This is a genomic window from Gimesia aquarii (assembly GCF_007748195.1).
In the GTDB taxonomy this organism is placed as follows: domain Bacteria; phylum Planctomycetota; class Planctomycetia; order Planctomycetales; family Planctomycetaceae; genus Gimesia; species Gimesia aquarii.
On the sequence record NZ_CP037920.1, the window covers coordinates 5,573,956 to 5,589,562 of the forward strand.

The window sequence follows — 15,607 nt, forward strand, 5'->3', positions numbered from 1 at the left end:
ATCATGAATTCAAATTCACTCATATTACAGTACAAATAAAAATTTTAAGGTAATGTCATGAACCCGATCCAGGATCATATCTCACAAATCACACGACGCCACTTTTTTAAAACTGGTGGATTAGGTTTGGGTGCAGCTGCATTGGCTTCTCTTGAAGCAGGTCAGCAACAAACCCTTGCAGCAACCCCTGAAATGAAAGTAACGGGAGGTCTACCAGGAGTCCCGCACTTTGCACCTAAAGCCAAACGCGCCATCTATCTGTTTATGGCCGGATCTCCTTCCCAGATTGATACACTCGACTACAAACCGGGGCTGGAAAAGCTGTTTGATAAAGATTTACCCGAATCCGTTCGGAATGGTCAGCGACTCACTACGATGACCTCGGGACAGTCTCGTTTTCCGCTGGCTCCCTCTAAATTTAAATTTAAAAAGTATGACAACGGTTCAGAAGGAGCCTGGGTCAGTGAGCTTCTGCCACACACTGCCGGAATTGTCAAAGACATCTCAATTGTCAGATCACTCTGGACCGAAGCGATCAACCATGATCCGGCAATTACTTATATCTGCACGGGTAATCAACTTCCCGGTCGCGCCAGTCTTGGTTCCTGGCTCAGTTATGGTCTAGGTTCCATGAACGAGAATCTGCCTTCGTTTGTTGTATTGACCTCAACCTGGTCCGGGCGGCAACAAGCACAGGCACTTTACAATCGCCTGTGGGGTAGCGGTTTTTTAGCGAGTAAATATTCTGGCGTCTCGCTTCGATCAAAGGGCGATCCGGTTTTGTTTCTTTCAAATCCTCCCGGAATTACCTCAAAATTGCGAAGACGTATGCTGGATACATTGGCTGAAATGAATCAGAATGAATTCAACGCCATCGGCGATCCGGAAATTCAAACACGCATCTCACAATATGAGATGGCCTTCCGTATGCAAACTTCGGTTCCTGAGTTGACAGACATTTCGAAAGAAACCAAAGCCACACTCGAAATGTATGGCCCTGACGTCCAGAAGCCTGGGACATTCGCCTATCATTGTCTCTTAGCCCGTCGCATGGCCGAACGCGGAGTGCGTTTCTCTCAAATCTTCCACCGTGGCTGGGACCAGCATGCAAACATCGCGGGTGACTTACCCAAGCAATGTAAAGATATTGATCAACCGGCTGCTGCACTGGTCAAAGATCTGAAACAACGCGGCTTATTAGATGATACTCTGGTTATCTGGGGTGGTGAATTTGGCCGAACTGCTTACTGTCAGGGAAAACTAACTAAGGAAAACTACGGACGAGACCACCATCCACGCTGCTTTAGTGTCTGGATGGCCGGTGGTGGAATTAAAAAAGGAGTGGTGCACGGGTCCACAGATGATTTCAGTTATAATATCGCTGAAAACCCTGTTCATATTCATGAATTTAATGCGACTATCTTACAATGCCTGGGAATTGATCATCGTAAACTCAGTTATAAATTCCAGGGGCTTGATCAACGTCTGACCGGTGTAGAAGACCATCATCCAGTGAAAGAGATATTGGCCTGATTCAAACTGATCTATCGAAAATATAACGGAGAGCCGACGACTCATGTTGGCTCTCCGTTTCTTATTGGAAGTGATTCTGATCGGGATTTATTTGGTCTTTGCAGCTTTCTGCAATTTGAGCATCTGCTGCGCATAGCGTTTCCCAAACTCCCGCTCACTTTTTGCATTGAAATGAACCTGATCACTTTTTGCAGCCAGTCCTTTCGATGAAGCAACGGCAGTCGCTGGAACCGATTTCGAGATTTTGTGCATCGCATCATTCACGGTACTCACCCCAGGTCGTTCTAAAAACTCACCTAACTCACCCATCACAAATGGTAAATCCGGTTCATTCAAATCGGTACGTAGATCGACAATCATGCCGGAAAGTCGTTTTTGATAAGTATTGTAAAGATCGGGGTTCTTACACTCAGCCTCCCCCTGATGCCAAATCGCCCCCTTAACAACACCTCGGTCCTGGTTTTTCTTTGCCCATTCCACAGCGCGTTCATAAAGATCTTTTCCCTTGACCCAACGGCTAAGTGGGGTTCCCCCAAAGGCGGCGGGAATTAATCCTATCGTGACATCAGGATCTGCATCTGCCATCATTGGTCCAAATCCCGATCCGGGACCCACACCCGCTATTTTCGGTTTATCAAAATGCAATGGGTCAGTCGCAGGAACCCATTTGCCTTGTTCATCCAGTTTTAAGACTCGTGGATGCGGTTGATTTTCTGCTGCAGTCACCTTCCCACGTCCCGCCATATTCGACTGCCCGATTAACAGATAGATGTGAAACTTTTCTTTAGCAGGCAACTTCACTGTTTTATCCTCAGCCTGTAATGGATTCAAAAAAACAAACATCCCCAAAAATAAGATCACACTCAAAACTGATTTAATTTTCATTTCTTGTTATTCCAATCGGAAAAGAGAGACCATTTCATTCAAGTTTTATTTACTATAGAGAGAACTTTGATTCGAAATCAAGTATCTATTCTAAGGTATATTCAAGGAATTTCAGCAGTATGAATTCAAAACTTCAGCAAGCAATCTTCAGCGTTTCTCTGTTTCTCTCCGCTTGTCTTGTCGGATTGTATTCAACAACATCACTCAATGCGGCTGACAAAAAACCTCCAAAGTCGAAACCTGGCTGGAAATCATTAAAGGGTGCCGATTACAAAGTCTATAAAACAACAGAAGAAGGTGACCTGCATCTTAATATTTTCAAACCCAGTGACTGGAAACAGGGAGATTCCCGCCCGGTAATTGTATTCTTCTTCGGTGGTGGCTGGACTGGTGGCAATCCGAGTCAATTCGAGCCACACTGTCAACATCTGGCATCAAGAGGCATGGTGGCTTGCGCCGCGGAATACCGTATTAAATCCAAGCACAAGACAACCCCCTTTGAGTGTGTGGCAGATGGAAAATCTGCTGTTCGCTGGATTCGTCAACACGCGAAAGATCTGGGCATTGACCCGAATCGCATCGTTTCCGGCGGAGGTTCTGCAGGAGGTCATGTTGCCGCCTGTACGGGAACTGTAGTTGGCTTTGAAGAACCAAAAGAAGACCAACAAATATCATCAGTCCCCAATGCAATGGCTTTGTTCAATCCCGTTGTGGACACCACAGAAACAGGCTGGAAAGGCGGACCAAAACAACTTGGTAAACGCTGCAAAGAAATTTCCCCCATCCATTTTGTTCGCAACAATCTACCCCCAACGATCATTTTTCATGGGACGGCTGATAAAGCGGTTCCGATTGAGAATGTCGAACGATTTACAAAGCAGATGAAAGCAAAACAAAACCGTTGCGAACTTGTTGCCTATGAAGATCAGGGGCATGGTTTTTTCAATTTGAAGAAAAGTAAAAAGAACTATGATTCAACGGTGGAAAAACTGGATGCATTCCTGACGTCGCTCGAATACCTCGATCCGCAAAAATAAATACTTCGAATCGTCTCTCCAAAACTATCCTCAGGTTACCTGAAACAGGAATACAAAACATGACCGGTCTGTCACACCTCCGGAAAGTTTTCCCTCACCCTGGTATCACAAGCTCTGTTCTGCTGATGTGCATCTTTTACCAGACTTCGATCTCAAAAGCTGAAGAGATCAAAGCACCTCGTTCACTCGATGACCGTCTTACAATCGAATTGTTTGCATCAGAGCCTGATATCGTGACTGTCACTGGACTGACAGTGGATCAACAAAACCGTATCTATGTGGTTGAGAGCCATACGCATTTTCGACCTGAAAATTATGAGGGCCCCGAAACAGACCGCATTCGATTGCTGGAAGACACCACTGGTGACGGCAAAGCAGATCGAATTCAAACATTCTATGCAGGTTCCACAGAAACCATGAATGTCGGCGCCCATCCTGATGGCTGGCTCTATGTCGCCACCCGCAGTTCGATCTTTCGTCTGCGAGACAAAGACGATGATGGTAAAGCAGATATCAGGCAGAATCTGGTTCAACTCGAAACCAAAGCCACTTATCCCCACAATGGATTCTCTGGTTTTGCCTTTGATTTTTTTAACAACCTCTATTTCAGTATGGGAGAAAACGAAGGTGTCGATGCGGAACTCATCGGCGATTTTGGAAATGTCTATTTCACTCTTGGTCAAAATTATGGTGACGATGCCACCCTGATCAGCAAAGGCAATAAGCGGCTGTCTGCACTACGAGGCGAAGGAGGCATTTTTCGTTGTCGAACGGATGGCAGTCAACTAGAACGTGTTGCTACTGGATTCTGGAATCCCTTCCATCTTTGTTTTGATGTCTATGGTCGGATGTTTGTGGGCGATAACGATCCTGGTAATCGTCCCCCCTGCCGTTTATTAACCATCGTAGAAGGAGGTGATTATGGATACCGTCGTCGTACCCTGGAACCCTTCATCGCCATCAATGCAGAAACGCCGGGCACGCTCCCTATGACTTCCTCTACGGGGGAATCTCCGACAGGGCTAATTTCATATGAATCAGACCATCTCCCCGAAGACTACCGAGGAAGTTTACTCGTAGCCAGCTGGGGAGAACACCGCATTGATCGTTATGACTTTATTCCTGAAGGTGCAAATTTCAAAACAACAACACAACCTGTGATTGCAGGAGAAGAACATTTTCGACCCGCGGGAATTGCCGTTGGTCCTGATGGGAGTCTGTATGTGGGTGACTGGGCCGATCGATCCTATCCTTTACATGGGAAAGGGCGTGTATGGCGAATTCGTGCATTGAACCCTCCCCAGCGCTCTCAGACGGAATCCATCTCATCCAAGGACTGGCAGAAGCGGGATGCGGCTGCGCGTAAATTACTCGCTCAAGGTAAAAAGGGAATTTCAAAGCTAACAACGGCTCTTAAAAATTCTGACTCACGGGTCAAAGCAGTTGCCTTAAATGCGCTCATTAGTACAGAAAAAATGACACCAGAATTCGCTGCTTCCGTTATGAAAGACAAACATGTGGGTCTCCGCGAACAAGGTGTTACCAAATTGCCCTCTCATCTTGTGGATTTTCAAAAGATCGCAACCAGCGATGCATCTCCAGCCGTCCAGGCAGCCGCATTGAGACGGATCAAAGAAAAATCAGCTCTACCGATTCTTGTGGAATATCTGAAAAGCACTGACTTATTCATGCAGCAAGCAGCACGTCAAGGACTGCGGCAAACGTTCTCTGACAAGGAGTTGTCTCAACTGTTTTTGCACAAAACCCCCGAGGTACGACTTGCGGTCATTCTGTTGTTAAAAGAAAGTGCATCACCTCCTGATGCGTCATTATTAAAGCAGGCTTTGAATGACGAAAATCTACAGGTTCGTTTTGTCGCGGTAGAATGGATTGGTCGTGATGAACTCAAGCAGTTCCGCGAGACACTCATCAAAGAGCTCGCTAAGAAAGCGACGACACCAGAATTACTCAAAGCTTATCTGGCTTCAATTTCACAACTGGAAGGGGTCATGAAAGAGTGGACGAGGGGTACAACAGGTGACTGGTGGGTTAAGAAATCCAAGTCTCAGGAATACGCGGCTCAGTTACTTGATCTCCCTGAGACCTCACCTGAAGTAATACAACAAATCTTGCTCTTTCTGCCTGCGTCTCATCCTGCATTGAACGAGAAAAAGCTGGACCAACTTTTGAAGTCCGATTATTCTGGTGTTCAGACAGAGGCTGTTCGAAAGATGCGCGAAATCAAAACGGAGTCAGCTCGCGAGAAATTATTGCAGCTCGCCCTTAATTCAAACGCGGAAGCAAATTTGCGAGCAGAAGCAATTATTGGATTGGATCCCTCTCAACCCCAAAACGTAACTCCTCTATTGCAATTAGCAAATGACGGAAATCCGACTGTCAGCAAAGAAGCATTACGAACACTAACGGGAGCCACACTGACAGAACAACAACAGACAACACTCAAAGAGTTGGCGACTGCGGATGCTCAAAAAGCGACTCTCATCGAAAGAGTATTAAAACGGAAATCAAAGCAACAGAAACCGGCAAAAGATCAGTTAGCGAAATGGATGCAAGTATTGTCTGGCCCCGCCGATTCTCAAGCTGGCCAACGACTCTTCTTTCACCCGAAAGGTCCCGGCTGTTTCCGCTGTCACCAGATTGACGGCCGAGGCCAGCAAGTAGGCCCCGGCTTAATTCGCATGCAGGGACGTATCGCCTTGAATCGTGAACGTCTTGTGGAAGCGATCATTAACCCCAGTAAAGATATCGACCCCGGTTTTCTACCTCTGACAATTGTCACTATCGATGGACAGACGGCTTCCGGAATCTATCATAAACATAACAATAAAGAACGCTCGATTTATGACTCGAACGGAAAGATTCTTTCATTCAAAATCAGCGATATTGAAGAAATGATTCCTTCAAAAACGTCGATCATGCCTAACGGGCTGGTCGATCAAATGACACTCCAGGAATTTCGTGATCTGATCGCCTACCTGTTGCCAGAAGATCAGCAAAATCCGTCTTCCGATTAAACATAGCAAAGGCAAATCTATCGCACGGCTCCACCATTCACATTAATCACTTGTCCCGTGATATAAGCCGCTTCATGACTGCAAAGAAAACGTGCCATCTTGGCAATGTCGTCAGGCTTTCCCCAGCGTTTCATGGGTGTTTCCTGTTTAACCCGTTCGTGCCAGACTTCGCTCGCGTTTTCTCCCCAGGCAGTCAGGATCCAACCCGGGGCGATACAATTGACACGAACGTCCGGAGCTAAAGAAACCGCCAACGAACGACTGAAACCCATGATGGCATTTTTGCTCGTGGCAAATAATTCTCCACTATCTCCTTCCATCCCCCGGTCAGATTGATCCCAGCCAATATTTAGAATACAACCTGCTCCCTGTTGCTGCATCCGTTGTCCCACTTCATGGGATAAGAGCACAGTACCCCGCACATCGACATCAAATAGCTTTTCCAGTTTGCGACCATAATTCAGTTTTGCTTCGTCTCCCGTTAATAAATCGGCACCAGCATTATTAATCCAAATGTCCAAGTTCCCCCATTCCTGAAATGCCCGATCAATGAAAGCAGCGTCGTTTTCCTGATTCGCAAGATCTGCTGAAATAGCCGCCGACTTCCTGCCATGCTCCTGAATTTGTTTCACGACCTGTTGTGCTTTCTCAGCAGATTTTCGATAGTGAATCAAAACATCAGCCCCGGCTTCAGCAAGTTCGAGGGCGATCGCCTTACCAATTCCTGTAGAAGAACCGGTGACCATTGCTTTCATTCCTGAAAGATTACAGAAGGAAGATGCTGACACAATGTAACTCCAATATTTAATGATACTTAAGTTGATATCGAAAATGTTTTTTTCTGAATAATTAGCTAAACTGGATAAATTCTAGTTGACGATTGGGCAGCGGACTACCATAATTGCCATCGAAATGAGGGAGCGATCTTTAGTTTTAATTTAGAAGTAGAGCGTCTCCCCTACCTCACATCTTTCGCCTGTCTGGCAAACAATACAAGTAGTTGAGTAGACATTTCAGCTTAGATCTGCGCGCCATGTATTTCAGGCGATAATGGGCCAAATAGTAGTAAAATTTTGGCATGGCCAGCGGTTGGCTGCTTGTTTTTTTGTGATTCACTTCCCCGCCTTGAATGTGAGCGGAACAAAAACTAATTATGCCCCACAAGCCGGTCGCTGAAAATGAGCGACGGTTTAAAAAGAACTTTTTTGCATGAATTTAAAAAAGGATACTAGTGATATGGCCACAAATCTTGTGGAACCACCCCAGGAAGGATCGACCCAGCGATTTCCATCGCTTCCTAATCATCTGGAAAAGAACTTGGTAAAAGTATTTAAGTTATTGTCTGACGAAACCAGACTACGTATTATGCTTTACTTGGCTCAGGAAGAAGAGTTATTCGTGACTGCTCTCTGCGAGCGGCTCAATCAGAGTCAACCTGCAGTCAGCCATCATCTTGCGTTATTGCGAGATGCGGGTTTGATTGAAGCACGTCGCGACGGAAAACACAATTACTACTCCATCTGCCGAGAACATTTTCACTCGATTATGGGCGAATTGTTCAACAGTTTTAACGATCCAGATGAAAATGTGATACGCATTGACAATTTTGTACTAAAACAAAATCTGAGCTGATCCCATTGAGATCTCTCAGAAAAATCCCATCGAAGAGGCCAGCCATCTACCGCTGGTCTCTTTTTATTTGCGCTCATCTCTGATAAAACATACGAGATTTGACCAAAATTTTTTCTATTGCCTGAGATCAGTGTAAACAATGCAGAAAACAGCGAAATTAGCCCTTTCGGACGGCAGTGTGTTCACAGGGACGGCTTTTGGTGCAGAAGGAGAAATCCATGGTGAAGTTGTGTTCAACACGAGCATGACCGGCTACCAGGAAATTCTGACCGATCCATCATATTGTGGACAAATCGTCACAATGACGTACCCCCAAATTGGTAATTACGGTATTGCTCCGGAAGATGTGGAATCTTCTGGAATCGCTTTACGCGGTTTCATCATTCGTGAACTTTGTGAAGTCCCCAGTAATTATCGCTCAACTCAGACTCTTGATGAATATCTGAAATCAGCTGGTGTCATCGGATTGCAGGGAATCGACACCCGAGCTCTCGTGCGAAAAATTCGTACTCATGGCGCCATGACAGGTATCCTCTCGACAGAAGATCTAGACGATCAATCTCTGGTAAAAAAAGCACAAGAAAGTCCTCAACTTGCTGGACAGGATTTAGTGAGTCAGGTCATTCCGAAGTCTTCACGTGAATGGAATGAGAGTTTACATCCCCTGGCACATAGTAGTTCGACTCATGCTTTCAGTGGAAAAAATTTGGAAAGTCTCTCTGAAGCCGATTACGTCTCTGAAAATTCCTATCACATCGTGGCCATTGACTATGGCATGAAATGGAATATTCCACGCCATTTGAGCCAACTGGGCTGTAAAGTGACTATCCTTCCTGGTGACTGTACCGCTCAAGATGTCCTGGAATTGAACCCTGATGGTGTTTTCCTGTCGAATGGTCCTGGTGACCCGGAACCACTGACTTATGCCATCGAGACGATCCGTTCTCTATTAGACAAGATCCCTATTTTTGGAATCTGCCTGGGTCATCAACTATTGGGCTTAGCCTGTGGCTGCAAAACATTTAAACTCAAGTTTGGTCATCGTGGTGCAAATCAGCCTGTCGTTAACCATGACACAGGACAGGTAGAGATTACATCCCAGAATCATGGATTTGCCATCGACCCTGAATCAATGCCTGCCGATGTTGAAATCACTCATGTCAATATGAATGACGATACGGTCGCCGGCTTAAGGCATAAAACTTACCCTGCGTTCAGTGTGCAATACCATCCGGAAGCATCGGCGGGTCCACACGACAGTCACTACCTGTTTCGACAATTCTATAATTGCATCAGTAGTAATACACGGGTTTCATCTTGATCCTCGCCTTCCAGTCGCTCAACCAGGATTGAAAAGAAAGCCAGTTTTTATTCGAATTCATCAGGTAAGAAAACTTTGTAATTGAATGAGTCTACATTTCCAGTAACCCCTGGCTTGAAATTAAACGATTCGTATTTAACGGGGACAGAATTCGATCCCCCAAACTCTCATAAACTAAAGACCTCAGAGAAAGTAAAATCCACATGGCAACTGAACGAACATTGATCCTGATTAAACCCGATGCAGTACAGAGACGTCTGGCGGGTACCCTTTTATCACGGTTTGAAAATAAAGGGCTCAAAATTATCGGATTAAAAATGCTGCAAGTGACAAAAGAGCTATCAGCCGAGCATTATGCAGAACATGTGGAAAAGCCGTTCTACCCACTTCTCGAAGAATTTATCACAGCCGGTCCTGTCGTTGCGATTGTAGCAGAAGGCCCGGAAGCGATCTCTGTTGTACGTTCGATGATGGGTTCTACGAACGGCCGTGAATCAGCACCCGGTACGATTCGCGGCGATTATGGAGTCAGCCGTCAGATGAATCTAGTCCATGGAAGCGATGGCCCGGAAGCAGCGACTCGCGAAATCAAAATCTACTTCAAGCCAGAGGAACTGATCGAGTACAGCACTTCTCTGGGTGGGTGGGTTTGTGCCGACGATGAAAAGTAAACTTTAAAACTGTTTTTGATAATAAAAAAGGGCAGCCATTCATCAAACTGGCTGCCCTTTATATGTTGAATCTTTAGTTGAATCGCATCATTTTGCTGCTTCAATGGCTCTTTGAACGGCAGCGCCCATGTCGGCAGGGCTCTCTGCTACCACAACACTAGCCGCTTCCAAAGCTGCGATCTTTTCATCAGCCGTTCCACTTCCTCCACTGATAATCGCACCGGCGTGTCCCATCCGTTTCCCGGGAGGAGCTGTCTTACCAGCAATGAAACCAGCCACCGGTTTGGTGACATGCTCTTTAATGTATTCCGCAGCTTCGATCTCTGCCGTCCCGCCAATCTCACCAATCAACATAATGGATTCCGTGGCAGGATCGTTTTCGAACAATTCCAGAAGATCAATAAAAGTCGTTCCGATAATCGGGTCACCACCAATTCCCACAGCCGTGGTTTGCCCCAGCCCTACATTTCCCAACTGCCAGGCTGCTTCGTATGTCAACGTTCCACTTTTGCTGATCAAACCTACCGAACCAGGCGTATGAATATAACCGGGCATAATTCCAATCTTGGCAATACCGGGCGTGATCACTCCCGGACAGTTTGGTCCGATCAGACGGCTGTTTTTGTCTTTGAGATATTCCATGACCCGTACCATATCGAATACGGGAACGCCTTCGGTAATCGCGATAATCAATTCCATTCCTGCATCAGCGGCTTCCATAATCGCTTCGCCGCAGAACGGCGGTGGTACAAAAACCAGACTGGTATTCGCGCCTGTTTTTTCGACTGCTTCTTCTACGGTATTGAAAACAGGAAAGCCATCAACTTCGGTTCCCCCTTTACCGGGTGTCACTCCGCCTAATAATGGTGTGCCATACTCGCGGCATTGCTGGCTATGAAACAGACCCGACTTACCGGTAATCCCCTGGCAAATGACGCGTGTGTTTTCAGTAACTAATATACTCATAATATTTCACCCTTGCGGGAAATCTGTTTTTAAAAAGATGGTTCAGATCGCTTTTTGCAAACCAACCACGTCAAATCATTACCGCCTGCTGAGATTTCAACAGACCAATTGTCTCATATTAAGTACTCAGAGTTGCTACCACTTTTTGAGCAGCATCTGTTAAATCAGTTGCCGAAACGATATCTCGTCCACTTTCCGCGAGCATCTTGCGGGCGATTTCTACATTCGTTCCTTCCAGACGCACGACCAATGGAACCGTGAACCCTACCTTTTCATAGGCTTCCAATAGTGCAGTCACAATTGTGTCGCACTTCATGATTCCACCAAAAATATTCACCAGAACGGCTTTTACATTATCGTCAGCCAGAATAATCCGAAATGCTTCGGATACCTGATCAACATTCGCTCCGCCTCCGACATCCAGGAAGTTAGCAGGCTCTCCGCCATGATGCTTAATCAGGTCCATTGTACTCATTGCCAACCCGGCACCATTCACCAGACATCCAATATTTCCGTCCAGTTTGACATAGCTCAGGTCTGCTTCACCCGCTTGAATTTCAGCGGGATCTTCTTCAGTCAGATCACGTAATTCATCAAATGGCTTGTGCCGAAACAGTGCGTTGTCATCGAATGAAACCTTGGCGTCCAACGCAACCAAATCTCCCTCGCCGGTGATTACCAACGGGTTGATTTCGGTCATACTGCAATCATTATCAATGAAAAAACGGCTCAGTTGGCAGAAAAATTTCTCGGCACTGCGAACTGTCTTTCCTTCCATTCCCAACTTGAATGCCAGTTTACGTGCTTGAAATCCAAGTAAACCGGTATGAATGGAAAAGGGCTCACTCAGAATCTTCTCGGGACTTTCATGGGCAACGACTTCAATTTCCATGCCCCCTTCCGTCGAAAGAATTAAAACGGGCCCCCCTGCTTCGCGGTCAACCACACATCCCAGATAAAGCTCTTTGGCAATATCCAATCCTTGCTCGATAAACAGGGTATTGACCTGCTTGCCTTCAGGTCCCGTCTGAATGGTAACCAGAGTCGAACCCAGCATACGTTCCGCATTTTCACGAACTTCATCCGCGGACCGAGCGAGGATGACTCCAGGCTGATCGGGGTGTTCTTTAAAACGCCCCTTTCCCCGGCCACCTGCATGAATTTGTGACTTCACGACAACCAAAGGACGATCCAGTTTCTCAAATGCGGCTACCGCTTCGTCAACGGTTTTTGCGACGATTCCTTCAGGTACAGGAATCCCGGCTTCACGAAACAATTGTTTGGCCTGATATTCATGAATTTTCATTGATTTTTCAGACTTTCTCCTGAAAATTTGCTACCAGATAAATTAAGGTGGCAATTCAAATAATTTGTTGAACTCACAGCTTGAACTCAAGCCATCATAACGGCTTCGCTTCTGGTTATCCAGCAAGGCATACTCGCCATCGCGGTAAAATTTCTGCATAATAATTTGATCTTTCTTCTCGGTTTCATCCGTTACTCATTAAGAGAATACAGTCCAGGGTAATCAATCTCCTGAAATACAAAGGCAAAATCGATGCTCAAAGGAATCCCTCCCATAATCTCTCCTGATCTGATGTGTGTATTGATGAAAATGGGACATGGAGACGAACTTGTTTTAGCCGATGGGAATTTCCCTGCTGAATCGCACGCACAACGAATCATCCGTCTGGATGGCCATGATGTCCCTCAAATCCTCGACGCAATTCTGCGATTCTTTCCGCTGGACACGTTTGTCGAGCAACCTGCGGGATTGATGAATCCCGTCGATGATCAAGCCGCTGAACCTCCCATCTGGGAAACTTATCAACGGCTCATTCAAACGCATGATGGTCGGAGTTTCGAACTTGAAAAAATCGAACGCTTCGAATTTTATGAACGAGCCAAAAACGCCTATGCAATCATCGCTACAAGCGAAACCGCCCTCTATGCCAACCTGATTCTGACCAAAGGCGTGGTTACCGAATGATCTTCTTACTTTCGTAAGGATTTTCAGGTGTTTTTTCCTCTCTTGACATCATCACGCATCTCTCGAAACTGCGTGATCTGCGTCGCGCGCGTGAGAAAATAATTTACTTAGTGAATACATCCTCCGTTGATGATTTTATCACTATAAAAGTCGCTTGTTTCAACTACTTTCACTGATGAATCATAGTAATCAATTCTTGATCCTCACTCTCTTTTTTCCCGCTAACAAACGCCATCACACGCAAATCAGCTCTCGATGAATATACTTCACATCGCTTCAGAGCCCTTTCACGCATGGAACAATGCTTGACTCATTCACGCCTATCAAGAGAATAAACGAAATCATGAAACGACTGTGAATGACGTTAGAAACATCTCATCTCCATGCACAAAGAACACAGATAGAAAAGTTCTCAGCCTTGAAGATAACACACAAAACCTGCGCCAGGATTCTATCTGAAAGTCACTTCTAACCAAGAGATGAAAATCTGTCAGTAAGAAAGAAAATTCAGAAGTACCTTTGAAGAAGAGCTGAGATCGCTACGCAAACGCGTTTTATTCACAATTCGTCTCTTGATGTCGATCAAGAACAGACTACTTCAACAAAATGGTCTGCTCACGATCAGGACCAACAGAAACAATCTCAACCGGCTTGCCAATGATTTCTTCAACTGCTTTGATATAAGCAATCGCATTTTCGGGCAGATCTTCCATCTTACGAATGCCGGTAATGTCTTCCTGCCACCCGGGAATCGTGCGGTAAATGGGTTTTGCCTGCTCCAGATCGAGAATATGACTGGGAAAATCAGTCACCTGTTGACCATTGACTTCGTAGGCTTCACAGACTTTTAACTCTTCCAGCCCACTTAAAACATCAAGCAACATGACGGCGATGCAATCGACACCACTGATATTGGCTCCATAACGAGTCGCGACGGCATCAAACCACCCACACCGACGTGGGCGACCGGTAACCGTTCCATACTCATTGCCTACATCGCGAATCCGTTGCCCTACACTGTCATGAAGTTCCGTCACAAAAGGTCCACCGCCAACACGTGTAGTATATGCTTTAACGACACCAATCATTTTCTCAATATAGCGTTCCGAAACACCGCTTCCATTATGAATACCGCACCCGGAACTATTGGATGACGTGACATAAGGAAACGTCCCATGATCGATATCAAGCAAACTTCCCTGTGCCCCTTCAAACAAAATTTTTCGCTGTTCTGCGACCGCTTTTAAAAGGTAGGCATTGGTATCCACGACATGAGGTTTCAGGATTTTCGCATATTCTGAATATTCCTCGTAGATCGCATCAACACTCACAGGTTCTGCATCAGGATCGAGTGCCTGAAAGATATTATTTTTGTAAGCGACGATCTCCTCCAGTCGACTGCGGAAAAATTCGGGTCGAATTAAATCTCCCATGCGAATGGCATGTGTGCGACCGGCTTTATCGCGATAGCAAGTACCAATTCCCCGCATCGTAGTCCCGATGGCCTTCTCTTTGCGACTTTCTTCGAAAACAACCTCTTCCTGCATGTGATAAGGAAAAATCACGTGCGCACGATCGCTGATCAAAAGCCGACTTGGCTCAATCGGACCATTCTGATCGCAGATTGACTCCATCTCTTTCAGAAATGCTTTCGGATTGATCACAACCCCACCTGTAATCACAGAGGTGACATTGGGGTTGAGAACACCCGCTGGTAACAGTGAGAGTTTATATGTTTTTCCGTCAAACTTGACGGTATGGCCTGCATTATTGCCACCCAGATAGCGAACCACGATTTCGTGCTGCTCTGAAAGTAAATCTACAATTTTGCCCTTGGCCTCATCGCCCCACTGTAATCCAATTACCGACGTCGCTGACACAAAACTATCCCGCTGGTTGAAATGAAAGAAAAAAATAAGAAAAAACACTCGATCTTGATTCAACTGGGAATCAAAAAACAGTACGCACAACGCGCGCACCGAGCCATTTTATCGAACAGATTGCCGTTTGGGGAGCGTTATGCGCCAGGATGATCTTAATAATTGGATTTTCGATGCCTTAGCTGATATAATTGCATTTGCACACTTCTCCAGTGCGGGTCATGTGAAGAATTTATGCCAGGCTAATGAACATATCTCCTCAGAAACGAATTTTAATCATTGACGATGATGAAGGGCTGATTGAACCGCTCCAATTTGCAATGGAAGCTGCTGGATATGAAGTTTTGACGGCCCATGATGGTAATGAAGGAGTCATGAAAATTGAGCGAGACGCCCCGGATCTCGTGCTGCTAGACCTTGTAATGCCCCGTCGTAGCGGTTTCGCAGTCCTCGAAAGCATGACAGACAAGAAGCCCCGCGCGCCCCGAATTGTGATGGTCACAGGAAATACGGAACCAAAATATAGAGAACTCGCCATGGAACGAGGCGTAGATCGCTTTATCGCCAAGCCCTATCAGATCGAAGAACTGGTCGAGGTTGTGCAAGAATTATTAGCATCAGAGCAGCACCCATCGTAATTACGATGGGAAGCAGATA

The 15,607-nt window shown here is 45.9% G+C and carries 13 protein-coding genes; 8 read left to right on the top strand and 5 right to left on the bottom strand.

Annotated elements, in window-relative coordinates; genetic code table 11:
• The first annotated feature begins 57 nt into the window (after positions 1–57).
• A complete protein-coding gene (locus V144x_RS21260) occupies positions 58–1,533 on the top strand; it encodes a DUF1501 domain-containing protein (protein WP_144987922.1) in 1,476 nt (491 codons plus the stop codon).
• Between the two features lie 87 nt (positions 1,534–1,620).
• On the opposite strand, the gene V144x_RS21265 is transcribed toward V144x_RS21260, so the two are convergent.
• On the bottom strand, positions 1,621–2,418 hold the full coding sequence (locus V144x_RS21265; protein WP_197998564.1) for a sialate O-acetylesterase: 798 nt from the start codon (positions 2,416–2,418) through the stop codon (positions 1,621–1,623).
• A 119-nt stretch (positions 2,419–2,537) separates the two neighbouring features.
• Here V144x_RS21265 and V144x_RS21270 point away from each other — a divergent pair, with 119 nt between their 5' ends.
• Both V144x_RS21270 and V144x_RS21275 read left to right on the top strand, forming a co-directional pair.
• Complete coding sequence (locus V144x_RS21270) at positions 2,538–3,455, top strand: alpha/beta hydrolase (RefSeq protein ID WP_144987924.1); 918 nt, start codon at positions 2,538–2,540, stop codon at positions 3,453–3,455.
• A gap of 59 nt (positions 3,456–3,514) precedes the next feature.
• Positions 3,515–6,490: a PVC-type heme-binding CxxCH protein gene (locus tag V144x_RS21275; RefSeq protein ID WP_144987926.1), complete on the top strand. Its 2,976-nt coding sequence runs from the start codon at positions 3,515–3,517 to the stop codon at positions 6,488–6,490.
• 17 nt (positions 6,491–6,507) lie between these two features.
• Here the strand turns inward: V144x_RS21275 and V144x_RS21280 are convergent, their stop codons facing one another.
• On the bottom strand, positions 6,508–7,278 hold the full coding sequence (locus V144x_RS21280; protein WP_197998565.1) for an SDR family NAD(P)-dependent oxidoreductase: 771 nt from the start codon (positions 7,276–7,278) through the stop codon (positions 6,508–6,510).
• A 448-nt stretch (positions 7,279–7,726) separates the two neighbouring features.
• On the opposite strand from V144x_RS21280, the gene V144x_RS21285 reads away from it, so the two are divergent.
• From V144x_RS21285 to ndk, 3 genes are all read left to right on the top strand, one after another.
• A complete protein-coding gene (locus tag V144x_RS21285) occupies positions 7,727–8,122 on the top strand; it encodes an ArsR/SmtB family transcription factor (RefSeq protein WP_144987929.1) in 396 nt (131 codons plus the stop codon).
• Positions 8,123–8,261: 139 nt separating this feature from the next.
• Positions 8,262–9,443 (top strand): glutamine-hydrolyzing carbamoyl-phosphate synthase small subunit, encoded by a 1,182-nt coding sequence (gene carA, locus V144x_RS21290; RefSeq protein ID WP_144987931.1) that lies wholly within the window; start codon positions 8,262–8,264, stop codon positions 9,441–9,443.
• A 203-nt stretch (positions 9,444–9,646) separates the two neighbouring features.
• Positions 9,647–10,114 (top strand): nucleoside-diphosphate kinase, encoded by a 468-nt coding sequence (ndk, locus tag V144x_RS21295; protein ID WP_144987934.1) that lies wholly within the window; start codon positions 9,647–9,649, stop codon positions 10,112–10,114.
• A gap of 87 nt (positions 10,115–10,201) precedes the next feature.
• Here the strand turns inward: ndk and sucD are convergent, their stop codons facing one another.
• Both sucD and sucC read right to left on the bottom strand, forming a co-directional pair.
• Complete coding sequence (sucD, locus tag V144x_RS21300) at positions 10,202–11,080, bottom strand: succinate--CoA ligase subunit alpha (RefSeq protein ID WP_144987936.1); 879 nt, start codon at positions 11,078–11,080, stop codon at positions 10,202–10,204.
• Between the two features lie 118 nt (positions 11,081–11,198).
• On the bottom strand, positions 11,199–12,386 hold the full coding sequence (gene sucC / locus V144x_RS21305) for an ADP-forming succinate--CoA ligase subunit beta (protein WP_144987937.1): 1,188 nt from the start codon (positions 12,384–12,386) through the stop codon (positions 11,199–11,201).
• A gap of 252 nt (positions 12,387–12,638) precedes the next feature.
• On the opposite strand from sucC, the gene V144x_RS21310 reads away from it, so the two are divergent.
• The gene (locus V144x_RS21310) at positions 12,639–13,070 is read left to right on the top strand and encodes an RbsD/FucU family protein (RefSeq protein ID WP_144987939.1); all 432 of its coding nucleotides are present in this window, start codon (positions 12,639–12,641) and stop codon (positions 13,068–13,070) included.
• 593 nt (positions 13,071–13,663) lie between these two features.
• Here V144x_RS21310 and V144x_RS21315 read toward each other — a convergent pair.
• Positions 13,664–14,950: an adenylosuccinate synthase gene (locus V144x_RS21315; protein ID WP_144987941.1), complete on the bottom strand. Its 1,287-nt coding sequence runs from the start codon at positions 14,948–14,950 to the stop codon at positions 13,664–13,666.
• Between the two features lie 245 nt (positions 14,951–15,195).
• Here V144x_RS21315 and V144x_RS21320 point away from each other — a divergent pair, with 245 nt between their 5' ends.
• The gene (locus tag V144x_RS21320; protein ID WP_144987943.1) at positions 15,196–15,588 is read left to right on the top strand and encodes a response regulator transcription factor; all 393 of its coding nucleotides are present in this window, start codon (positions 15,196–15,198) and stop codon (positions 15,586–15,588) included.
• The last annotated feature ends 19 nt before the right edge of the window (positions 15,589–15,607 follow it).